The organism is Micromonospora sp. NPDC047620, from assembly GCF_043205005.1.
GTDB lineage: Bacteria > Actinomycetota > Actinomycetes > Mycobacteriales > Micromonosporaceae > Micromonospora.
Genome location: NZ_JBIDDG010000034.1, coordinates 46,537 through 67,088, shown reverse-complemented (window position 1 = coordinate 67,088; position 20,552 = coordinate 46,537). Strand labels below are relative to the sequence as shown.

Annotated in this window: 19 protein-coding genes; 8 read left to right on the top strand and 11 right to left on the bottom strand. The window is 74.0% G+C overall.

Features of this window, described 5'->3' with window-relative positions:
- Both ACGF5C_RS29485 and ACGF5C_RS29480 read left to right on the top strand, forming a co-directional pair.
- On the top strand, positions 1–905 hold a 905-nt coding region (locus ACGF5C_RS29485; RefSeq protein WP_393306836.1), incomplete at its 5' end, for a condensation domain-containing protein.
- Positions 906–993: 88 nt separating this feature from the next.
- Entirely contained in the window at positions 994–1,887 is an 894-nt protein-coding gene (locus ACGF5C_RS29480; protein WP_393306834.1) for an alpha/beta hydrolase family protein, read from the top strand.
- 96 nt (positions 1,888–1,983) lie between these two features.
- Here ACGF5C_RS29480 and ACGF5C_RS29475 read toward each other — a convergent pair whose 3' ends face one another.
- From ACGF5C_RS29475 to ACGF5C_RS29465, 3 genes are read right to left on the bottom strand one after another with little or no spacing between them, the layout of a single operon-like run.
- Positions 1,984–2,700, bottom strand: coding sequence for an HAD-IA family hydrolase (locus tag ACGF5C_RS29475; protein WP_393306832.1), 717 nt, complete (start codon positions 2,698–2,700; stop codon positions 1,984–1,986).
- Between the two features lie 37 nt (positions 2,701–2,737).
- The gene (locus tag ACGF5C_RS29470) at positions 2,738–3,871 is read right to left on the bottom strand and encodes a Gfo/Idh/MocA family protein (RefSeq protein WP_393306830.1); all 1,134 of its coding nucleotides are present in this window, start codon (positions 3,869–3,871) and stop codon (positions 2,738–2,740) included.
- On the bottom strand, positions 3,868–5,031 hold the full coding sequence (locus ACGF5C_RS29465; RefSeq protein WP_393306828.1) for a DegT/DnrJ/EryC1/StrS family aminotransferase: 1,164 nt from the start codon (positions 5,029–5,031) through the stop codon (positions 3,868–3,870). Before ACGF5C_RS29465 ends, ACGF5C_RS29470 begins: the two co-directional genes overlap by 4 nt.
- A gap of 337 nt (positions 5,032–5,368) precedes the next feature.
- Between ACGF5C_RS29465 and ACGF5C_RS29460 the strand changes: the two genes are divergently transcribed.
- From ACGF5C_RS29460 to ACGF5C_RS29445, 4 genes are all read left to right on the top strand, one after another.
- Positions 5,369–5,800 carry a type II 3-dehydroquinate dehydratase gene (locus tag ACGF5C_RS29460; protein ID WP_393306826.1) on the top strand — a complete coding sequence of 144 codons (432 nt, stop codon included), beginning with the start codon at positions 5,369–5,371 and terminating at the stop codon, positions 5,798–5,800.
- Between the two features lie 91 nt (positions 5,801–5,891).
- Complete coding sequence (locus ACGF5C_RS29455) at positions 5,892–6,245, top strand: DoxX family protein (RefSeq protein WP_393306824.1); 354 nt, start codon at positions 5,892–5,894, stop codon at positions 6,243–6,245.
- A 6-nt stretch (positions 6,246–6,251) separates the two neighbouring features.
- A complete protein-coding gene (locus ACGF5C_RS29450) occupies positions 6,252–7,214 on the top strand; it encodes an ROK family protein (RefSeq protein WP_393306822.1) in 963 nt (320 codons plus the stop codon).
- Between the two features lie 12 nt (positions 7,215–7,226).
- Entirely contained in the window at positions 7,227–7,787 is a 561-nt protein-coding gene (locus tag ACGF5C_RS29445; RefSeq protein ID WP_393306820.1) for an NADPH-dependent FMN reductase, read from the top strand.
- Between the two features lie 161 nt (positions 7,788–7,948).
- Here the strand turns inward: ACGF5C_RS29445 and ACGF5C_RS29440 are convergent, their stop codons facing one another.
- The 7 genes from ACGF5C_RS29440 to ACGF5C_RS29410 form a co-directional block, all read right to left on the bottom strand.
- Positions 7,949–9,457: an MFS transporter gene (locus ACGF5C_RS29440; RefSeq protein WP_393306818.1), complete on the bottom strand. Its 1,509-nt coding sequence runs from the start codon at positions 9,455–9,457 to the stop codon at positions 7,949–7,951.
- A complete protein-coding gene (locus tag ACGF5C_RS29435) occupies positions 9,454–11,265 on the bottom strand; it encodes an IucA/IucC family protein (protein WP_393306817.1) in 1,812 nt (603 codons plus the stop codon). The genes ACGF5C_RS29440 and ACGF5C_RS29435 overlap by 4 nt, the downstream gene beginning before the upstream one ends.
- Positions 11,262–11,873 (bottom strand): GNAT family N-acetyltransferase, encoded by a 612-nt coding sequence (locus tag ACGF5C_RS29430; protein WP_393306815.1) that lies wholly within the window; start codon positions 11,871–11,873, stop codon positions 11,262–11,264. Before ACGF5C_RS29430 ends, ACGF5C_RS29435 begins: the two co-directional genes overlap by 4 nt.
- Positions 11,870–13,168, bottom strand: a complete 1,299-nt coding sequence (locus ACGF5C_RS29425) for a lysine N(6)-hydroxylase/L-ornithine N(5)-oxygenase family protein (RefSeq protein ID WP_393306813.1) — start codon at positions 13,166–13,168, stop codon at positions 11,870–11,872. Before ACGF5C_RS29425 ends, ACGF5C_RS29430 begins: the two co-directional genes overlap by 4 nt.
- 26 nt (positions 13,169–13,194) lie before the next feature.
- Entirely contained in the window at positions 13,195–14,751 is a 1,557-nt protein-coding gene (locus ACGF5C_RS29420) for a pyridoxal phosphate-dependent decarboxylase family protein (RefSeq protein ID WP_393306811.1), read from the bottom strand.
- 140 nt (positions 14,752–14,891) lie between these two features.
- A complete protein-coding gene (locus tag ACGF5C_RS29415) occupies positions 14,892–16,130 on the bottom strand; it encodes an MFS transporter (RefSeq protein ID WP_393306809.1) in 1,239 nt (412 codons plus the stop codon).
- Positions 16,127–16,837, bottom strand: a complete 711-nt coding sequence (locus tag ACGF5C_RS29410) for a siderophore-interacting protein (RefSeq protein ID WP_393306807.1) — start codon at positions 16,835–16,837, stop codon at positions 16,127–16,129. The genes ACGF5C_RS29415 and ACGF5C_RS29410 overlap by 4 nt, the downstream gene beginning before the upstream one ends.
- A 98-nt stretch (positions 16,838–16,935) precedes the next feature.
- Between ACGF5C_RS29410 and ACGF5C_RS29405 the strand changes: the two genes are divergently transcribed.
- Both ACGF5C_RS29405 and ACGF5C_RS29400 read left to right on the top strand, forming a co-directional pair.
- Positions 16,936–19,002 carry a penicillin acylase family protein gene (locus ACGF5C_RS29405; protein ID WP_393306805.1) on the top strand — a complete coding sequence of 689 codons (2,067 nt, stop codon included), beginning with the start codon at positions 16,936–16,938 and terminating at the stop codon, positions 19,000–19,002.
- The gene (locus tag ACGF5C_RS29400) at positions 18,999–19,559 is read left to right on the top strand and encodes a GNAT family N-acetyltransferase (RefSeq protein ID WP_393306803.1); all 561 of its coding nucleotides are present in this window, start codon (positions 18,999–19,001) and stop codon (positions 19,557–19,559) included. The genes ACGF5C_RS29405 and ACGF5C_RS29400 overlap by 4 nt, the downstream gene beginning before the upstream one ends.
- On the opposite strand, the gene ACGF5C_RS29395 is transcribed toward ACGF5C_RS29400, so the two are convergent.
- Positions 19,541–20,389, bottom strand: coding sequence for an ABC transporter permease (locus ACGF5C_RS29395; protein WP_393306801.1), 849 nt, complete (start codon positions 20,387–20,389; stop codon positions 19,541–19,543). The two genes, ACGF5C_RS29400 and ACGF5C_RS29395, sit on opposite strands and share 19 nt — an antisense overlap.
- Positions 20,390–20,552 lie beyond the last annotated feature (163 nt).

Below are 20,552 nucleotides of genomic sequence, written 5' to 3'. Positions count from 1 at the left end.
GCATCGGCATCCACCACATCGCCTTCGACGGATGGTCACACGCCCTCCTCGTCCACGACCTCAGCCACGCCTACACCGCACGCCTGACCGGCCAGACACCCACATGGAACCGCCCCGCACCCACTCTGCGCCAGTTCCACGACGAGTACAGCCGGCTGCGTGCCGCCACCGACCTGGAAGCGCAGCGGGCGTACTGGCGCGAACAGCTCCGCGGCCTGCCCCGCCAGGGGGCCGGCTCAGCGCTGCCACAGCCGGCGGCCTGGGGCCCCAGGGCCGGACACACCGTCACCGTCACGCCGGACGTGCTCGAACGCTGGGACCGGGCCGCCCGCGAACACCGGTTCAGCCGCTCCGCCTACTTCGCCGCCGCCTACGCCACCGCGCTGCGCGCCCTCCACCAGCAGGACGACATCGGCCTACTGATGATCGTGGCCCAACGCGGCAGCCGCGTCCTCGACTCCACCTTCACGAGCAGGATCAACTCCAACTGCCTCCGCGTCCGGTTCGACGGACCGGAGCGGAACCTGATCCCGACCGTGCAGCGGACCGTCGACGAGCTGATGGCCGCCCAGGACGTTTCCTTCCTGGAGATGACCGCAGACCCGACCTTCGGCCTCGGGGGCGAGGTGATCACCAGCCTGTCCAGCTTCGCCTACCAGGACAACGTGGTGCGCCCCCTGGAGCTGCCCGGCTGCCGGACCGAGGAGGTCGTCGAGCCGTACGCCCGGGAATGGTCGGGGGGCCTCCTCGTCGAGGTGCTGCCCGGCAACGGGGAGGTCATCCTGCGCACCACCATCCGCACCGACCTGTTCCCGTACGCCCTCGCGGAGGAGCTGGGCGCCCACATGCTGCGCTTCCTCGAAGCCGGACCACAGGTCGACGACCCGACCGGCCCTCCTCGGTGACGTGCGGGCGATGCCCGTCGACCGTGGCGTCCTGAGCCAGCGCGTCACACAGGTTGTCGATCAGGTGGGTGAGTGACAGCCACCCGCGATGCCGCATCGGGCCGTGCCGGTGCGCGCGCTGCTCGTGTCCGCCGGGTTCGACGCCGATGCCGTGGCGGCGCCCCTCACGGCCGGCCACGAGGGAGCTCCGGCGCTCCGGGCACCCGAACGGCTGCCCGTGATCGTGTTCTCCCACGGCAACGACGGCCATCGTGCCGAGGCCACCATCGTGGTCCAGGAACTCGCCAGCCACGGCTATGTCGTGGTCACGGTGGATCACACGTACGACGGGTTCAGCGAGTTTCCCGGCGGCCGGCTCACCGTCCCCCTCGACCTGTCGTTCACACCATGGGACTCCTCCCACGACATCCGGTTCGTCCTCGACCGCATCGAGGACCTCGCCGCCGGCCGCAATCCCGACGCCGAGCGGCGTCCGCTACCGGCCGGCCTGGGCGCCGCGCTCGACCTGCGTCGCATCGGCATGTTCGGCTGGTCGAAGGGCGCGACCGCGACCGCCCTCGTCATGAACCAGGACCGGCGCGTCCGGGCCGGGCTCAGCTTCGACGGCCCGATGCAGTCACAGCCACCGGTCACCGACCTCGACCGGCCGTTCATGCTGATGACCGCGGAGTTCACCCGGGCCGCCGAGCCGAGCGTCGCCCAGTTCTGGTCCCACCTACGCGGATGGCGGCTCAACGTGCACGCCGACGGCGCGCGCCACGGGGCGTACTGCGACAACCAGTGGCTGATCCCGCAGCTGGCGAGGATCATCGGGATGAGCGACGAGGAACTCGCCGGCTGGATCGGCACCCTCAACCCGGCCCGGGCGGTACGGATCCAGCAGGCATACCCGCTCGCGTTCTTCGACCTGCACCTACGCCACCGGGGACACCTGCTCAACGGCCCGAACCCGGCCTTCCCGGAAGTGCAATTCATCGTCTGACGGGCTTCACGCAGCTCGAGTGACGTCCCCGCGGCAGCCGGCGCCGGCGGGCTCTTCCGCAACCGGCGGCTGGCTCGAAGAGCCGCCGAGGCGCCGTCAGGGGACGAGGGCCGCCGGGCACTGTTCGAGCAGGTCCACCGGAGCGTGCGCGACCAGATCCGGCCCAGCCGCCAGCAGCGCACTGACATCCCCGCCGTGCCACGTCGTGGCCACCGTCGTCGCCCCGGCCTCGCGCCCGCTCAGCAGGTCGATCACCGCGTCACCCACCATCATGGCCTGCGACGGCGGCACGTCCATCAGCCCCAGCGCCTGGAGCACGATGTCCGGCGCCGGCTTCGGGCGGGCCACCTCGTCCGACCCGATCACGTGGTCGAAGAGCCCCAGCACCCCGAGCGTGTCGAGCAGCGAGCGCGCCCGCGGCCCGCTCTTGCCGGTCGCGATCGCCATCCGGATGCCCCGGCCGTGCAGCGTCTCCAGCGTCTCCCGTACGCCAGGAAACAGCGGCACGAGGTGCGCCATCCGGTAGCTCTCCCGGACGAACGGCTCCTCCATCTCCAGCGGCAGCCCCATCAGCCGCATGATGTCCGGGAAGTACCGGCCCATGTGCCGGTTGTACTCCTCGAACGGCGCCGGCCCGTCGCCCACCACCTCGGCGTACGCGATGCTGAACGCCTCCCGCATGACGGCGGAGCTGTCGACCACGACGCCGTCGAGGTCGAACACGACCGCGCGGATCGGCCCTCGGGCCGGCGCCGGGCGGGCCACGTCGACAACGGACGGTGTCGCGTCGACGGTGGACGGTGGTTGGCTCATGGCTGCTCCCGGAAGCGAGTGGGGTCGACGGTGGTTCTCACCGGTCGCGATGGCCCGCCAGCGCGTGCTGCCGCTCCGGCTCGGTGGGCCGGGCGGAGTCGTAGATCCGTTCGATGATGCCGATGGTCCGACGCGCCTCGGCGACGGCCGCGCCCCGGCTGGCGGGGTCGGCGAGCAGTCCGGGGAGGGCGTCGAGTTGACGGGCGTACTCGGTGCCGATCGACTCGGCGGGCAGCGGCAACTGCTCGGTCCCGCCGTCGCGGGTGCGGGTCAGCACCGGCTCCGGGTCCCGGTTCGGGCTGAAGCCGAACGTGCAGCGCAGCGTCGCCGAGCCGGCCGCGCCGTGCACCGTGATGGTGGTGCGGTCGAGCGACTCGTGCGAGGCCCAGCAGGCGTGCAGGGCGACGGATGCGCCAGTGTCGGTGAGCAGGAAGCCCCGGGCGGTGTCCTCGACGTCGCCGGGGGCGCGGCCGGCGGTGTCGGCCTCGCTGCGCCAGGCGGCGTGGGCGGCGCTGTCGTTGACGAAGTCGTCGGAGACGCTGCCGATGGCGTGGGTGACCCGGGTCTGGCCGAGCATCGGCAGCACCGTGTCGAGCAGGTGCCAGCCGAGGTCGACCAGCGCGCCCCCGCCGGAGAGGTCGCGCCGGGTGAACCAGCCGCCGGCGTCGGGCACGCCCCGCGCGCGGACCCAGGCCACGTCGACGTGCCGGATCGGGCCCAGTTCGCCGGCAGCCTCGGCCAGCGCCCGGACGTCGGCCCGGTAGCGGGCGGCGCTGCCGGCGAGCAGCACCGAGCCGCCGTCGCGCTCCGCGTCCGCGAGCAGGGTCGCCTCGGCGGAGGTCAGGCAGACCGGCTTCTCCAGGAACACCGGTACGCCCCGGCGCAGCAGCCGGGCGGCAACGGTGGCGTGCAGATGGTTGGGCACGGCGACCACCACCAGGTCGGCCGCGTCGGCCGGCAGCTCGTCGACGTCGGCGTACGCGGCGGGGACGTGGTGGCTGTCGCGTGCCCGGTCGCGGACGCCGGGCACCGGGTCGACCACGGCGGTCACCGTGAAACCCGGGTGCGCGGCGAGCCGGGGCAGCCAGATCTCCCGCCCGGCCCACCCGAGGCCGGCCACCGCGACCCGCACCGGGCGGTCGGTCGCGGCGGCCGGGGGCAGGCCGGTCATCCGGCGAGGACGTCGGCGAGCACGGCGGCAATCTCGTGCATCTGCCGCTCGGTGCCGAGCAGGGTGCGGTGGTGCAGCCAGATGCAGTCGGAGTGGATCTGCTCGACGTTGGGGCAGCGGGCGGCGATCGCCTCGACCGACTCGTCGGGGGCGCCGGCCTTCCAGAAGCCCTCGCACCGGTAGATGGCCCGGAACGCCACGAACGCGGGAACGCCCCGCGCGATCAGCGCGTCCACCACGGCGCGGCGGCGCTCCATGGTGATCCCGGGGACCCGGAACATGGCCATGTAGTGCGGGTTGCGGTCGCCGCGCTCGTCGCGACCCTGCGGCACCACGCCCGGGATCTCGGCGAGCAGGCTCGCCAGCAGCGGCCAGCGCTGCTCGCGCACCGCGATCTGCTCGTCCAGCCGGCCCAGCTGGGCGCGCAGCACGGCGGCGGTGAACTCGCCCATCCGGTAGTTCGAGCCGGTGGTGCTGTGCAGGTAGTCCCGGTCGGTGCGGGGCCGGCCGCAGCTGTGCACGAGGAACGCCCGCTCGCGCAGTTCCTCGTCGGGGAAGAGGATCGCGCCGCCCTCGCCGGCGGTCATCAGCTTGCCGTTCTGGAAGCTGAACGCGGCCACCGAGCCGAGCGCCCCGGCCCGCTTGCCCTGCCACTGCGCGCCCTGGGCGTGCGCGGCGTCCTGGAGCAGTGCCACCCCGGCGTCGGCGGCGAGCTTGCTCAGCGCGTCCATGTCGGCGAACTGGCCGGCCATGTGCACCGGCATGATGACCTTGGTACGCGGCGTGATGGCGGCCTCGACCGCGACCGGGTCCATGTTGTAGGTGTCCAGGTCGACGTCGACCGGCACGGCGACGGCGCCCAGGCGCTGCGCGGCCAGCGAGGACGAGATGAACGTGAAGGCCGGGACGATCACCTCGGTGCCGGGGCCGACGCCGAGCACCTCCAGGGCGACCTCGAGGGCGTGGGTGCCGTTGGTGACGGCGAGCGCGTGCGGCGTGCCGTGGTAGGCGCCGAACTCCTGCTCGAAGGAGTCGACCTCGCTACCGCCCATCCGCCACCACTGGCCCTGCTCGAGGGCGCGGATCAGTCCGGCGCGCTCCTCGTCACCGAACTGCGGCCACTCGGGGAACTCCGACACCGTCGAGGGCTGACCACTCATGACTTCCCACTTCCCAACTCGGGCAGACCAGGGGCTTCGGCCGGACATCGGGCGGGACGACCCGGGACCGCCGGTACGCGGTCCGGGCCCACCGGGGCGCCGGATGGCCGGTTCGAGGTAGGTGACGCCCCCGTGGAGCCGGCGGCATCGCTTCAGCAGGCAGGACGGTAACCGAACCGGACGCCGGGTCACCGCCCCTAACAGCCCCTATGCACCCCTTAGTCCACCCGCGCGGGTGCCGTCGCCGGGTCGCCCTCCGCCGGCCGCGTAGTAAGACTGCGGAGGACCACTCATCGGGTCCTGTCAGGACAGGGCCCGCGCCCCCGCGAGGTGAAGCGTGCCGGACGTGCTGCTGCTGAACGGCCCGAACCTGGGCATCCTCGGCAGTCGGGAGCCGGAGATCTACGGCACCGACACCCTCGACGACATCGAACGGGCGGTCGGCGAGGAGGTCGCCGCGCGGGGCTGGCGGGTGGTGGCCGAGCAGCACGACTGCGAGGGCGCCCTGATCCGCGCGATCCAGAACCGGTACGACACCGTCGGCGCCATCGTCAACCCGGGCGCGCTGATGATCGCCGGCTGGAGCCTGCGCGACGCGCTGGCCAACTACCCGCGCCCCTTCGTCGAGGTGCACCTGTCCAACGTCTGGGCCCGGGAGAGCTTCCGGCACGACTCGGTCATCGCCCCGCTGGCCAGCGGCGTCATCGTCGGGCTCGGGTCGCTGGGCTACCGGCTGGCTGCCCGCGCCCTGGTCGCCACCGTCCGGTGAGGACCCGGCGCGCCGCCCTCCGCCGCCGGCCGCGCCCATCCGGCACCGGTACGGTCGTCCGCATCCTGCCGCCTCACCCCAAGGACCTCACATGCACATTGCCGTCATCGCCCTGACCGTCATCCTCGCCTCGGTCTTCCTGAGCACCGCCCTGCCGAAGCTGACCGGGCAGGCGCAGATGCGCGAGCGGATGGCACACCTCGGCGTCTCCCCCGGCCTGACCCGCGTGCTCGGGGTGCTGGAGATCGCCGCGGTCGCCGGTCTGCTGCTCGGGCTGCTCTGGGCGCCGCTGGGCATCGCGGCGGCCGTCGGCCTCGCCCTGCAGATGGTCGGCGCGGTGGTCTACCACGCCCGTGCGAAGGACCCGGCCGCCATGACCCTGACGCCGGTGATCTTCGCCGTCGCCGCGGTGGCGCTGGTGGTCCTCCACGTGCTCGAGGGCTGAGACGTCGTGCCCGACCCACAGCGTCCCGCCGCCGGGCCCGACGGGCGAAGCGCAGCCGGGGTGCTCGGCGTCGACGTCGGCGGCACCAAGGTGGCGCTGCGCGCCGAGGCGGCCGGCCGGCCGGCGTACGACCGGACCTTCCGCTGGCCGCACGGCGCGGACGCGACCGCGGACCTGGCCGCGTTGGCCACCGAGGTGACCCGGCTGCGCGACGCGTGGGGGCCGGTCGGCGCGGTCGGGGTGGCGATGCCGGCGACCACGGACGCGGCGGGCGCCGTCACGACGTGGCCCGGCCGGCCGAGCTGGGCCGGCCTGGACCTCGCCGGCGCGCTGCGTCGGCTCTTCCCCGGCGCGGCGACGGCCGTCGCCGACGACGGCGACCTCGCGGCGCTGGCGGAGGCCCGGCACGCCGGCCGCGACGACGTGGTCTACCTGGGGGTCGGCACCGGCATCGGCGGCGGCGTGGTGCTGGCGGGACGGCCGGTGCCGGGCCGCTCCTCGGCGGAGATCGGGCACATGGTCGTCGCTCTCGACGGCGAGCGCTGCGACTGCGGGCGGCGCGGCTGCCTCCAGTCGGTGGCGTCCGGCCCGGCCACCCTGCGCCGGGCGGGCGCCGCCCGGGGCGGCGAGGTGGGCTTCGACGACCTGCGCGACGGGCTGCGCGACGGCCGCGACTGGGCGGTCGAGGCGGTCGACGCGAGCTGCCGCGCCCTGGCGGCGGCGGTGGTCAGCCTCGGCGAGCTGCTGGACCCGGCGGCGGCGATCGTCGGCGGCGGGTTCGCCGCCGGGCTGCCCGGCTTCGTCCCGCTCGTCGCCGAGCACGCCCGGTCGGCGGGCCGGCCCGGCCGTCCCGCGCCGCCGGTGCTCCCCGCCGCCCTCGGCGGCCTGTCGTCCCTACACGGCGCGGTGGAACTGGCCCGGGGCCTGAGCGCCGCACCGGCCCCCGTCCGTCCCGTCCCCACCCCGTAGAGGAGATCAACCATGGTCAGGATCGGTGTCGTCGTCGGCAGTACGCGGCCCGGACGCAAGGCCGACGTCGTGGCCCGCTGGGTGCGGGACCTCGCCGCCAAGCGCGGCGACCTCACCGTCGAGCTGGTCGACATCGCCGACTACCGCCTGCCGCACTTCGACGAGGTGCTGCCGCCGTCGATGGCGCCGTCGACGCGGCCGGCCGTGCGCCGGTGGGCGGCGACCGTGGCGGGGTTCGACGGGTTCGTCTTCGTCACCCCGGAGTACAACCACTCGATCCCGGGCGCGCTGAAGGACGCCGTCGACTTCCTCTTCCAGGAGTGGCAGCACAAGTCCGCCGGTCTCGTCAGCTACGGCGTGCACGGCGGCACCCGCGCGGCGGAGCACCTGCGGCTGGTGCTCGGGCAGCTCGGGGTGGCCGACGTCCGGTCGCAGGTCGCGCTCTCCCTGACGGCGGACTTCGTGAACTTCCGCGACTTCCGGCCGGCGGCCCACCACGAGGAGGCCGTCAGCACCATGCTGGACCAGGTCGTCGCCTGGGCCGGTGCGCTCCGGACGCTCCGTCGACCGTGACGCCGGCACTACCGGCCTGACCCCCGGCACAGCCGGCCTGACGCTGACGCCGCCGGCCCTGATCCGGCGCAGACGCCGCCGGCCTGACGCCGACGCAGCCGACCCTGATCCGGCGCCGCCGGGCGTGGCGGCGTCGGCATGGTCGGCCGGAGGACGCGGGCTCAGCCGGCCCGCTCGGCCCGGCGCAGCAGCGCGGCGGCGACGCAGCCGCCGGCGAAGACGGCCACCGCGCCGACCGTCTGGCCGGTCTCCAGCGCGGAGCGGAACGCGTCGGCGACGAGCCCGCGTTCCGCCTCGGTCCCGGCGGCCGCCAGGGCGGCGGGGAACGACCCGGCCCCGGCCAGCGCGGCGGGCAGCAGGGCGGCGAACCGGGCGTTCAGGATCGCGCCGAGCACGGCGATGCCGAGGCTGCTGCCGACCTCCGTCATCGTGCCGTCCACCCCGGCCCCGGCCCCGGCCTTCTCCGGCGGGATCGCGCTCATCACCGCCTCGACGATGGCCGGGTTCGCCACGGCGCAGCCGGCGCCCATCACGAGCAGCCCCGGCAGCAGCACCCCGTAGCCGTCCGTCGGGGCGTGGGTGATGAGGGCGAGTCCGCCGGCGAGCAGCGTCATCCCGAGCGCGATCGACCGGGGCAGCCCGAGCCGGCGGATCACCCGGGCGGCGACGCCGGCCACGTTGAGCAGGACGATGGACAGCGCGAACGGCGCCATCCGCAGCCCCGCCTCCCAGGCCGGGTAGCCGCGTACGAACTGCAGGTGCTGGGTCAGCAGGAACAGCGCGCCGGTGGCGCCGAAGGTGATCAGGACGACCCCGGAGACCGCGCCCACGAAGCGCCGGCTGCGGAAGAAGTGCATGTCCAGCATCGGGTCGGCGGCCCGCCGCTCCCAGGCCACGAAGGCGGCGAGGAGGAGCATCCCCGCGCCGGCCGCGCCCAGCACCGGGACGGCCGCCCAGCCCCGCTCCGGCCCCGCGATGATCGCGTAGACCACCGCGGTCAGGCCCGCCGTGGAGAGCAGCACCCCGCCCAGGTCGAGGCGTCCGCCGGTCGGGCGGCGCGACTCCGGCACCAGCGCCCACGCCGCCACCAGGCAGACCAGCACGATCGGGACGTTGACCAGGAAGATCGCCCCCCAGGGCAGGTGGGCGAGGACGAGCCCGCCGAAGGGTGGCCCGGCCGCGAACCCCAGCGCGCTCGCCGCGGCCCAGAGCCCGATCGCGCGGGACCGCTCGGCGTCGTCGAAGACCTGCATCGCCACCGCGAGGGTGGCGGTGACCAGGAGTGCGCCGCCGATCCCCATCCCGGCCCGGGCGGCGATCAGCTGGCCGCCGGACTGCGCGAGCCCGGCGGCGAGGGACCCGAGCCCGAACAGCACGAGACCGGCCAGCAGCATCCGTCGCCGGCCGTACCGGTCGGCGGCGCTGCCCGCGGTGAGCAGCAGGCCGCACTGGACCAGGGCGTACGCGTTGATCATCCACTGGACGTCGGCGGTGCTGGCGGACAGCTCGGTCGTGAGCACCGGGATGGCCACGGTCAGCACCGTGTTGTCGAGCACCACGGTGACCTGGGCGAGGCAGAGCACGCCGAGGATCAGCCACCGGCCCCGCACCCGGCCGCCCGCGCCGCCGAGCGCTGTCCCGCCGGCGGGCGCGACGGTCGTGGCGGTCATCGGGTCGGCGCGAAGCGGGCGATGGGGTTGGCCAGGGTGCCGACCAGTTGCAGCGCAGCCGACGGGTCGGCGAGGTCGACCATCTGCCGGTTGTTGCGCAGCTGGAGCCGGTTGAGGCAGGACAGCGCGAACTCCGGGGCGAACAGGTCGTAGCGCCGCAGCCGCTCGGCCAGGTGGGGGACGCTGTCGGCGTAGTCGGCCGCGCACTGGGCGACGGTGCGCCAGAAGGCGTCCTCGTCCAGCACGCCCTCGGTGGCCAGGATCGCGTTGAGGTAGCGCAGGAAGCAGTCGAAGACGTCGGTGAAGATCGACAACAGCTTCATGTCCTCCGGCACCTCGGCCCGGACCCGCCCGACCTGCGGGGGCAGGTCGGCGTCCGGGTCCATCACCACGATCTCCTCGGCGATGTCCTTGAAGACGGCCCGCTCGACCGTCCCGCCGTCCAGGACGAGGATGACGTTCTCGCCGTGCGGCATGAAGGCCAGGTCGTGGGCGTAGAAGCTGTGCAGCAGCGGGGTGAGGTAGGCGTCGAGGTAGCGGCGCAGCCACACCTGCGGCGCCAGCCCGGACTGGGCGATCAGCGCGGCGGCGAACGACCGGCCGTCGCGGTCGGTGTGCAGCAGGGACGCCATGGTGGCCAGTCGCCGGCCCGGCTCCAGGCCGGGCACCGGGCTCTCCCGCCACAGCGCGGCCAGCATCTTCCGGTACGGGGAGTACGGGTCGGTCGCCGCCTCGTACTCCAGGTGCCGGTACCCGATGGCGGCCCGCTCCCGGATGATCGTCAACCCGGTGCGCTTGAGGACCTCGTCGCCGTCGATCAGGTCGGCGAGCCAGTCGTTGATGGCCGGGGTGGCCTCCATGTACGCGGCGGACAGCCCCCGCAGGAAGCCCATGTTCAGCACGGACAGCGCCGTCTTGACGTAGTGCCGGGTCGGGTCGGTGACGTTGAAGAAGGTGCGGATGGACTGCTGGGCGAGGTACTCGTCGGGGCCGGGGCCGAGGCACACCAGCCGGCGCTGTGCCACCTCGGCGGCGAACGTGACGGAGATCCGGTTCCACCACTGCCACGGGTGCACGGGGATGAACAGGTAGTCGGCCGGGTCGAGGCCGAGCCCGGTCAGGGTGCCCGCGAAGGCGGCGAGGGTGTCGTCGCCGAGTTCGGCGCGGAGCAGCGTGTCGTAGTCGAGGTCGGCGGCGCAGGTGAAGGTGGTCCGGTCCCGGTGCGCGGCCAGCCAGACCAGCCGGACCGGGCGGGCGGCCTCCGGCGCGTACGCGCGGTATTCGTCGATGCCGAAGCCGATGCGGCCGTTGTTCGCGACGAAGCCCGGGTGGCCCTCGGTCATCTCGGTCTCGATGGTCTGGAAGTCCGCGCGGGCGAGGTCGGCGGCGCTCACCGCCGGCTTGTCGAGCTTGTACGCGGTGCTGGCGAGAGTGGAGCTGATCTCCTCCAGGTAGACGGGGAGGATCTCGTCGCGCAGGCCCAGCGCGCCGCGCAGGTCGAGGCAGAACTCGAGGGCGTCCAGCGGCAGCTCCGTGTCGCCGCGGTGGCGGGTGACGCTGTCGGCGTCGATCCGCCAGTGGTCCAGGGCCAGCAGGCTCGCGGTGAACCGGTAGACCACGTCGCCGTCGTCGCCGCGCACCTCGTAGCGGCGCTCCTCCGCCGCCGGGCCGTCCGCGTCGGCGGGGACCGGCTCGGGTGCGAGCAGCCGTTCGTGGGCGAACTCGGCCAGGGCCTTGCGGACCAGCAGCCGGTTGGCGCGGGCCCAGCTCTCCGGCGTCAGGTGGGCCACGGATACGGAGGGGTTCACGCGGGCAGGTCTCCTCGGGTTGCGGCGGGGTGGGTGTCGGTCGCGCCGGCGCCGGTCGCGGCCTCGAACCGGGCGCGGGTGCAGACGCTGAGCAGCGCGTCCTTCTCCGGCTTGGCGATCTGGCCGACGACGGTGAAGCCGACGGCCGCGTTGAGGGCGTGCACCGCCGTGTTGCGCACGTCGGGCTCCACGACGACCCGCCGGGTGGCCGGGTCGGCGAACAGCCACGTCATCACGGTGGTGATCACCGCGCGGGTGAAGCCGTGCACGGGCGCGTCGGTGGGCGCGCAGAGGAAGTGCATGCCGACGTCGCCGTCGGCCGCGTCGTGCAGGCCGACGAGTTCGACGCGGGCGGGGTCGTACCGCTCGGCGAGGAAGGCGGGTCGCCCCTCGTGCAGGCCGAGGAACGCGTCGTGGTGCGGGTGCGCGGCGATCCGCCGGTACTCCTGCGCGACCCGGGCCACGTCGGCGTCCTGCATCAGCCAGAACGCCGCCTTCGGGTGGGTCACCCAGCGGTGCAGCAGCGCGGCGTCGGCGTCCGGGTCGAGGGTACGCAGCGCGAACTCGCCGAGCCGGTCGTCGACGCGGCGGTGGACGACCTCGGTCACGACGTGGCCCCGGCCGGCACGCCGAACTCCTGGAAGGCGATGCGCTTCTCGACCGGGTAGTGCTCGCGGCCGAGCAGCTCCCGGATGATCCACGAGTTGCGGTACGGGCCCATGCCCAGGTCGGGTGACGTGATGCTGTGCGTGTGGGTGCCGGCGTTCTGCAGGAAGATGCCCCGGCCGGTGTGGTCGATGCTGTAGTTGCGGGCCACGTCGAAGCGGCCGTGGTCGTCCCAGCGGATGCGGTCGCGCACCGGAGCGAGGAACTCCGGGACCCGGTATTGGTAGCCGGTGGCGAGGACCAGCCCCTCGGTGTCCAGGGTGAAGTCGCGGTCCTGCTCGACGTTGCGCAGCCCCAGCGCGTACGTTCCGCTCGGCTCGTCGTACGCGGCGGTGGTGAGCGCGGTGTTGGTCAACAGCCGGGTGCGCACCGGTCCGCCGATGCTCTTGGCGTAGAGCAGGTCGTAGATGTCGTTGATCAGGTCGGCGTTGATGCCCTTGAACAGCCCCTTCTGCGCGGACTCCAGCCGGTAGCGGGTCGCCTCGGGCAGGGCGTGGAAGTGGTCCACGTAGTCCGGTGAGGTCATCTCCAGGGTCAGCTTGGTGTATTCGAGCGGGAAGAACCGGGGCGACCGGGTGACCCAGTTCAGCTGGTAGTCGCAGGCGTCGATGTCGCCGAGCAGGTCGTGGTAGATCTCGGCCGCGCTCTGACCGCTGCCGACGACCGTGATGCTGCGCTTTGCGCGCAGCGCCGCCCGGTGCTCCAGGTACTGCGAGTTGTGGATCGCGTCGCCGCCGAGCCCCCGGCAGGCGTCGGGCACGTGCGGCGGGGTGCCGGTGCCGAGCACGAGGTGCCGGGCGCGGTACGTGACCTGTTCCCCCGTGGCGGTCACGGTGGCCCGCACGACGTAGTGCTCGTCGGCCGGGTCGAACTCGACGGACGTCACCCGCTGTCCGAACCGGATGCCGCGGAGCTTGCCGGCGGCCCAGCGGCAGTAGTCGTCGTACTCGCTGCGCAGCGGGAAGAAGCTTTCCCGGATGTAGAACGGGTAGAGCCGCCCCGACTCCTTCAGATAGGCCAGGAAGGAGTACGGGGAGGTCGGGTCGGCGAGGGTGACCAGGTCGGCGATGAACGGCGTCTGGAGGCGGGTCGACTCCAGCAGCATCCCGGGATGCCAGCTGAAGGTGTCCCGCGCCTCCAGGAAGAGACCGTCGAGCTCCTCGATCGGTTCGGTCAGGCAGGCCAGGCCCAGGTTGTACGGGCCCAGCCCGACGGCGATGAAGTCGTGCGTCGACATGGGTTCTCTCCAGCGGAAACGGGTCGTCAGCCGACGGGGCAGGTCAGCTCGGCGGTCGCCCTGGTGTGCGCGTACCAGCCGGCGTGGTCGGCGACGAGGTCGAGGACGTGGGCGATGTCGTCCAGCGTGGTCTCGGGGTTGAGCAGGGTGAACTTGAGGTGGTGCGCGCCGTCGACCCTGGTCCCGGCGACCAGGCCGGCGCCGGAGGCCGCCAGCGCCTCGCGGGCGTACAGGTTGGCGTCGTCGACGAGGTCGCGGCCGGGGCCGGTCGGCAGGTAGCGGAAGACCACGGTGCTGAGCTGCGACCGCGTGACCACCTCGAAGCGGGGGTCCTCGGTGAGCAGTTGCCAGGCGTCGGCGGCCCGGTCCACCACCTCGTCGAAGAGCGCGCCGATGGCGTCCGGTCCCATGATCCGCAGGGTCAGCCAGAGCTTCAGCGCGTCGAAGCGGCGGGTGGTCTGGATGCTCTTGTCGACCTGGTTGGGGATGCGCTGCTCGACCATCCGGGCGGGATTGAGGTAGTCGGCGTGCCAGGTGGCGTGCCGCAGCACCCGCCGGTCGCGCACCAGCAGGGCGCTGGAGCTGACCGGCTGGAAGAACGACTTGTGGTAGTCGACGGTGACCGAGTCGGCCCGTTCGATGCCGTCGAGCAGGTGCCGCCGGGTCGGCGACACCAGCAGCCCGCAGCCGTACGCGGCGTCGACGTGCAGCCACACGCCGGCCGCCGCGCAGACGTCGGCGATCTGCGGCAGCGGGTCGATGGTGCCGAAGTCGGTGGTGCCGGCGGTGGCCACCACCGCCATCACCACCAGCCCCTCGCCGCGGCACCGGTCGAGCTCGCGGGCCAGCTCGTCCGTGCGCATCCGCCGGTCGGCGTCGGTGGGCACGGTGACGACCGCGTCCGCGCCGAGGCCGAGCAGCTTGGCCGCCTTCTGCACGCTGAAGTGGCCGGCCGCCGAGGTGATGACGCGCAGTCGGGACAGCAGCTCCGGGCGGGACGGCTGCCCGATCGCCCGGCCGGTCGCCCGGGCGCAGGTCTCCTCGCGGGCAAGCAGCATCGCCTGGAGGTTGGACTGCGTGCCGCCGCTGGTGAAGACGCCGTCGGCGGCCGGCCCCAGGCCGATCCGCTCGGCCGTCCAGTCGACCAGCCGGCGCTCGATCAGGGTGCCCCCGGCGCTCTGGTCCCAGGTGTCCAGGGAGGAGTTGACGGCGCTGAGCACGGCCTCGGCGAGCAGCGCGGGGATCACCACCGGGCAGTTGAGGTGCGCCAGGTAGCGGGGGTGGTGGAAGAAGACGGCGTCGCGCAGGTACACGTCCTGGAGCTCGTCGAGCGCGGCGCCGGTGTCGCCCAGCGGCCGGTCCAGGTCGATGCCGGCGATCCGGGGCGCCAGCTCGTCCGGTGTCACGCCCGTGAACGGCCGGTCCGCGCCGGCCACCCGGGTCGCCACCCGGTCGATGCCGGCGGCCAGCACGCGCCGGTAGTCCTCGACCGAACCGGCGGTGAACAGGTGGGCGCGGGCGCCGTTCGTCCCGGGGGTCACCCCGGTCGACGGTGCCTGGACGGTGGATCCGGGCAGGCTCATGCGGGTCCTCAGCGGTCGGGAGTGGACACGGGCGGGGGACGTGGACGTCGCCTGTCGCCCGCGATCCGATGATCGAGCGAACTTAGGTTACCCTAACCTAAGTTCGTGTCAAAGATGTTGCCGCGTCGAATCGATTTCGCTCAGTTCGACGCTGTCGCCAACACCCGATCCCCGGGCGCCGCCGCGGCGGGACGCCGAAACCGCCGCTGGTGCGCCACGCCCACCGCGACGCCGAGTCCCACCAGGACGATGGCGGCCACCGCGACCGCCGGATAGCCAACCTGACCGGCCGCGGCCAACGCGACGGAGGCGGCCACGAACGAGCAGACCAGCCCGAACGACGACAGCACGGTGAAGTCCGTGCCGCCCGTGCCGGGGCGGGAGTAGTCCATGTTGACCGTGTAGAGCACGACGTTGGCGGCCGTGTACGCGGCCATGAAGCAGCCCAGCGCGGCGACCGTCCCGCCGAGCGGGGCGCGGCCGTTCATCAGCGGCAGCAGCATCGCGGTGGACGCCGCCAGCGCCACTCCCCCGGCGACGAGCACGCCGGCGCGCCCGAACCGGCCGATCCCGATCCCGGCGACCAGACCGGCCGCGACGGCCGGCACGCTGGTCACCACGCCGGTCACGACGCCGATGCGCTCCAACGACCAGTCCGCGTCGACCAGGGCCGGCGTGACGAGGGCGTACGCCGCGCCGGCTCCGGTGTAGACCAGGGGAACCACGCCGAAGGTCCACCACCGGCAGCCGGGCTGGCCGAACACGGACAGCAGCGCCCGGTACGCCTGGCCGGTCCGGACGCGGTCGGCGCGGGCGGGCTCCCGGAACCGCCACACCACCAGCAGGCCGACGGCGGTCAGCACGGCCAGCAGCAGGATCGCGGGCACCCAGCCGAACCGGTCGTAGACGATCACGCAGGCGCCACCGCCGAGCAGGTTGCCGACGTAGCTCGCGGCGACCTGGATCCCGCTGCCGGCGCCCCGCGCCCGCTCCGACAGCAGCCGGACGGCCACCGCGTCGACGGCGATGTCCTGCGTCGCGGAGAGGAACACGTACGCGACGCAGATCGCGACGACCGGGCCGAGCTGCTCGGCCGGCCGGCCGAACGGCAGCAGCGCCAGCAGGGCCAGCACCAGGCCGCCCTGGAGCACCAGCAGCCATGACCGGTAGTGGCCGCGGCGGCGGGAGCCGTACCGGTCGAGGATCGGCGCCCAGAGGAACTTGACCGGCCAGACCAGGCCGACGAACTGCAGCAGCGCCAGCGTGTCGAGGGAGGTGCCGCCGTCGCGCAGGATGGCGGTCAGCCCGACGGTGATGAAGCCGATGCCGAGGTACTGGGTGACGTAGAGCGCGGTGAGGGTGCCGAGCCGACCCTTCACCGGGCGCTCCAGTAGCCCAGCGAGGTGACCTGGTGCTTGCCGACGCCCAGCGTCCGCCGCACGTGTTTGGTGATGCCGCGCGTGCTGGCCGCCTCGCAGGCCACCCAGTAGTGCGCGTCGTCGGTGGCGGGCAGCGCGGCGCAGACGGTGTCGACCAGGTGCCGTCCGTCGTCGCGGCGCGGCACCCACGTGACCTCGTGCCCCGCCCGGGCGCGCGGCGTCAGGGCCTTCTCGCCGTCGTCGGCGTACTCCAGCCAGACCGTGGCCGGGACGTCGGGGGCCGCGTCGAGCAGGCTGTTCACCGCCGGGAGCGAGGCGGCGTCGCCGACCAGGTACAGGTGCCGCGGGGCGGGGTCCGGCAGGCTGAACGCACTGCCCTGCATGGTGGCGTCGATGGTGTCGCCGGGCTTGGCGTCCGCGGCCCAGCGGGCGGCACACCCGTCGTGGATGGCGAACTCCAGGTCGAACCGGCCCGTCGCCGGTTCCGGGTCGACGAGGGTGTACGCGCGCTGGTGCGGCTTGCCGTCGTTCTCGAACCACAGCCGGACCCACATGGTGGGGTGCACGCCGCACGCCTCCAGCAGCCCGCCGCCGTCCATGTGCAGGCGGCGGTAGTTCCTGCCCACCGACTCGGCGCCGAGCACGGTCAGCCGGAAGTCACGGCCGCCCATCGCCTTCAGCACCAGGGCTTCCCAGTTTCGCTTCACGCACCCCTCCAGGTAAGGTCTGCCTCAGTTAGGGGAGGGTAACCTAAGTTGACGTACTTGTGGCAGGCGGCACGGCCGCCCATCCGACCCGCGCCGCGATGACCGGCGTCTATCGCGACCGGTGGGGCGTCCCGCACCTGCGCGCCGACACCGTCGACGACCTCGCCCGGCTCCAGGGGCGGGTGGCCGCCGTCGACCGGGCCTGGCAGATCGAGGTCGAGCGGTGGCGCTCGGAGGGTCGCCTCGCCGAGCACGTCGGCCCCACGGAGCTGGGCTGGGACAGGTTCGCCCGCCGCGCCCGCCTCGACGACACCGCGCGGCGCTGCTTCGACCGGCTCGCCCCCGCCACCCGGCAGTGGGTCACCGCCTATGTGGACGGGGTCAACGAGGGACTCGCCGAGGGCGCCGGGGCGGCGCCCGAGTTCGCGGCGGTCGGCTGCGCCCCGGGCCCGTGGCGGCCGTGGTCGCCGCTCGGCGTCTTCCTCGTCCAGCACGTGCTCTTCTCCACCTTCCCCAACAAGCTGTGGCACGCCCACGTCGCCGGCGCGCTCGGCCCGGCGGCGACCGGCCTGTTCGCCGTCGAGGGCCCCGGCGGGTCGGGCAGCAACGCCTGGGCGGTGCCCGGCGACCCGGTCACCGGCCGGGCGCCGGTCGTCGCCGGCGATCCCCACCGCATCCTCGAACTGCCCGGCATCTACCAGCAGGTGCGCCTCGCCTGCCCCGAGTTCGACGTGCTCGGCTTCGCGTTCCCCGGCGTCCCGGGCCTGCCCCACTTCGGACACGCGGGCGAGGTGGCCTGGGCGGTCACCAACGCGATGGCCGACTACCAGGACCTCTACCGGGAACAGGTGCGCCGCGACGGCGACCGGGTGCTGGTCCGCGAGGCCGACGGCTGGGCGCCGGCGCACCGCCATGTCGAGCGGATCGAGGTACGCGGCGGCGAGCCGGAGTCCGTCGAGGTGATCGAGACGCCCCGCGGGCCGGTCGTCGACCACGACCGGGACACCGGCGAGGCGATCAGCCTGCGCGCCCCGAGCCGGGTCGAGGGGCGCCTCGGCTTCGACGCGCTGCTGCCGCTGCTGCGGGCGAGAAGCGCGGCCGACGTGGCCGACGCGCTGCGGGACTGGGTCGAGCCGGTCAACAGCGTCCTCGTCGCGGACCGGCACGGGGCCGTGGTCCACCTGGTCGCCGGGCTCGTCCCGATCCGCGACGACCGGTGCCGGCGGGAGCCGGTGCCCGGCTGGGATCCGCGGTACCGGTGGCACGGCGGCTACGCGCCACCGCGCCGCACCGCCGTCGACGGGGTGGCGGTCTGCGCCAACGACCGACGCCCCGACACCGCCGACCTCGGCGCCGACTTCGCCCCGCCGCACCGTGCCCGCCGCATCCGCGCCCTGCTGGCCGACGGCGCCGGCCCGACGGCCGTACACATGGACACCCGGCTGGAGGCCTCGGCCCTGCGCGGCTTGCTCGACCGGCTGGACCCCGACGGCCTCGGGGAGCCGGCGCGGCGCCTGCGGGACCGGCTGCTCGCCTGGGACGGGCGGATGGGGGCCGACAGCACGGACGCCGGCGCCTTCGCCGCCTGGCGCGCGGCCCTGGTCCGCCGGCTGCACGACCACCCGGCCCTGCGCCCGCTGCGCGCCCCGAGCGCGTTCGACCCGCTGTTCACGCCGTGGACCGACCCGCTGGCGCGCATCGGCCACGCCCTCGACGGGGTGGTCGCCGGGCTGCACCGCCTCGGCGGGGACGTCGGCCCGGTGGCGGCCGGGGCGCTGGCGGACGTCGCGGCGGGCGACCCGCCCGGGCCGTGGGGCCGGCGGCACGTGCTGCACCCGGTCCACCTCGGCGTAGAGCCGGCGGTCGACGCGGCCGTACGCGCGATGCGGGAAGGGGTCGCGCTGGCCGGCGACAGCGACTGCGTGCTGGCCACCTCCAGCGTCCCGGGCGTGTCCGACGCGTGCTGGCGCGGCCCGGTGGCCCGCTACGTGTGGGACCTGACCGACCGCGCGGAGAGCCGCTGGGTCGTACCGTTCGGCGCCTCCGGACGGCCCGGTGACCCGCACTTCGACGACCAACTCCCACTGTGGGCCGGCGGCGAGCTGGTCCCGGTGGTCACCGACTGGCGAGAACTCGCCCCGGAACCAGGAGCAGAGACACTGTGACCTATCAGGAGAAGATCCCCGGATTCGGCGAGCTGTCGCTCGTCGTGCTGGACCCGAAGCGCCACGCGGAACTGGTGCACGGCTGGGTGACCGAGCCGCGGGCGTCGTTCTGGGGCATGGCTTCGTACTCGGTGGACGACGTGCGGGAGATCTACGAGTTCGTCGACGGGCTCGCCACCCACCACGCGTACCTGATCATGCTCGACGACACGCCGATCGGCCTGTTCCAGACCTACCAGCCGGAGGCGGACCCGGTCGGCGAGCGCTACGCCGTCCGGCCCGGCGACGTCGGGATGCACCTGCTGCTAGCGCCCGGCAACCGGCCGCCGCGCGGCCTCACCACCGCCATCGGCCCCGCCCTCGCCCGCTACCTGTTCAGCGACCCCACCCGGCAGCGGATCGTTGTCGAACCCGACGTGCGCAACCAGCGTGCGCTGGACCGGCTGGAGCGGGAGGGCTTCACCTTCGGCGACGAGGTCGACATGCCCGACAAGCGGGCCCAGCTGGCGTTCCTGACCCGGGCCCGGTTCGAGTCGGATCACCCCGTACCGGTCTGACGGCCGGCGGGTCCGGACCGCCCTCGACGCCAGGTCCGGACCCGCCGGCTGCTCACGTCCGTCCGCAGGTCGAACGGGAGCAGCTCCGCCCGGGCCGGGCGCAACCGGCCGCGGGCAACGAGTTCGACGGTGATGACGACCGCGACCGCCTCCACCGCGAGGAGCCCGACCAGCACGACCAACTGCGTGATCCCGGCCGTGAGCGGACTGGCGCCGCCCAGCAGCACCCCGACGAACGCGCCCGGCAGCGTCACCAGGCCCACCGTGCGGGTCTGGTCCAGCGCCGGCACCAGCGCCTGCCCGGCCACCGGACGGCACACGAGCAGGACGGCGTCCCGCGCCGGCAGCCCCAAAGCCAGAGCGGCCTCCACCTCTCCCCCACGGCCGGTCAGTTCGTCCAGCACCCGCCGGCCCGCCAGCGACGTCGCGGTCATCGCCCCGCCGATGAGGATTCCGGCCACCGGGATGACGGCGATCCCCCGCATCGGCACGAGCCCCGCCGACAGCAGCCCCGCCACCACGGTCATGCTCCCCGCCGCGATCGGCACGCCCGCCCACCAGTTCCACCTGCCGGTGATCCGCCGGCCGGAGGTGGCCGCCGCCACCGCGCACATCAGGACGACGAAGGCCGCCGTCGCCCACAGCGACACCACGATCGCGGTGATCAGCAGCGACACGGCCGCCAACTGGAGCGCGGCGCGGGCCGCGGCGACCAGCACCTGCCGGCCGTGCCCGAGCCCACCGGCCCGGACCACGACGGCGGCCACCACGGCCAGGGCAACCAGGGCGGCGGCCAGCTCCGGGCCGACCACCAGCATCGTCGAGGACATCCGGCAAGTCTGCCGGCGCGCGGACGGCCGCGGGACAGCGGCCCCGCACCGACCAGCGCCCGGACCTCCGCGCACGCCCGGCAGGCGGCGAGAGCGGCCCGGGCGCGGGCCGGCCCCGGGGCGGGACGCCTCGGGGCCGGTGCGACCGTTCCCGCCGGAGCCG

What these genes read in the sequence shown, in the direction of transcription:
- ACGF5C_RS29480 (WP_393306834.1), top strand. Translation starts at nt 994, where the DNA reads ATGCCGCATCGGGCCGTGCCGGTGCGCGCGCTGCTCGTGTCCGCCGGG.
- ACGF5C_RS29475 (WP_393306832.1), bottom strand. Translation starts at nt 2,700, where the DNA reads ATGAGCCAACCACCGTCCACCGTCGACGCGACACCGTCCGTTGTCGAC.
- ACGF5C_RS29470 (WP_393306830.1), bottom strand. Translation starts at nt 3,871, where the DNA reads ATGACCGGCCTGCCCCCGGCCGCCGCGACCGACCGCCCGGTGCGGGTC.
- ACGF5C_RS29465 (WP_393306828.1), bottom strand. Translation starts at nt 5,031, where the DNA reads ATGAGTGGTCAGCCCTCGACGGTGTCGGAGTTCCCCGAGTGGCCGCAG.
- ACGF5C_RS29455 (WP_393306824.1), top strand. Translation starts at nt 5,892, where the DNA reads ATGCACATTGCCGTCATCGCCCTGACCGTCATCCTCGCCTCGGTCTTC.
- ACGF5C_RS29445 (WP_393306820.1), top strand. Translation starts at nt 7,227, where the DNA reads ATGGTCAGGATCGGTGTCGTCGTCGGCAGTACGCGGCCCGGACGCAAG.
- ACGF5C_RS29440 (WP_393306818.1), bottom strand. Translation starts at nt 9,457, where the DNA reads ATGACCGCCACGACCGTCGCGCCCGCCGGCGGGACAGCGCTCGGCGGC.
- ACGF5C_RS29425 (WP_393306813.1), bottom strand. Translation starts at nt 13,168, where the DNA reads ATGTCGACGCACGACTTCATCGCCGTCGGGCTGGGCCCGTACAACCTG.
- ACGF5C_RS29420 (WP_393306811.1), bottom strand. Translation starts at nt 14,751, where the DNA reads ATGAGCCTGCCCGGATCCACCGTCCAGGCACCGTCGACCGGGGTGACC.
- ACGF5C_RS29405 (WP_393306805.1), top strand. Translation starts at nt 16,936, where the DNA reads ATGACCGGCGTCTATCGCGACCGGTGGGGCGTCCCGCACCTGCGCGCC.
- ACGF5C_RS29395 (WP_393306801.1), bottom strand. Translation starts at nt 20,389, where the DNA reads ATGTCCTCGACGATGCTGGTGGTCGGCCCGGAGCTGGCCGCCGCCCTG.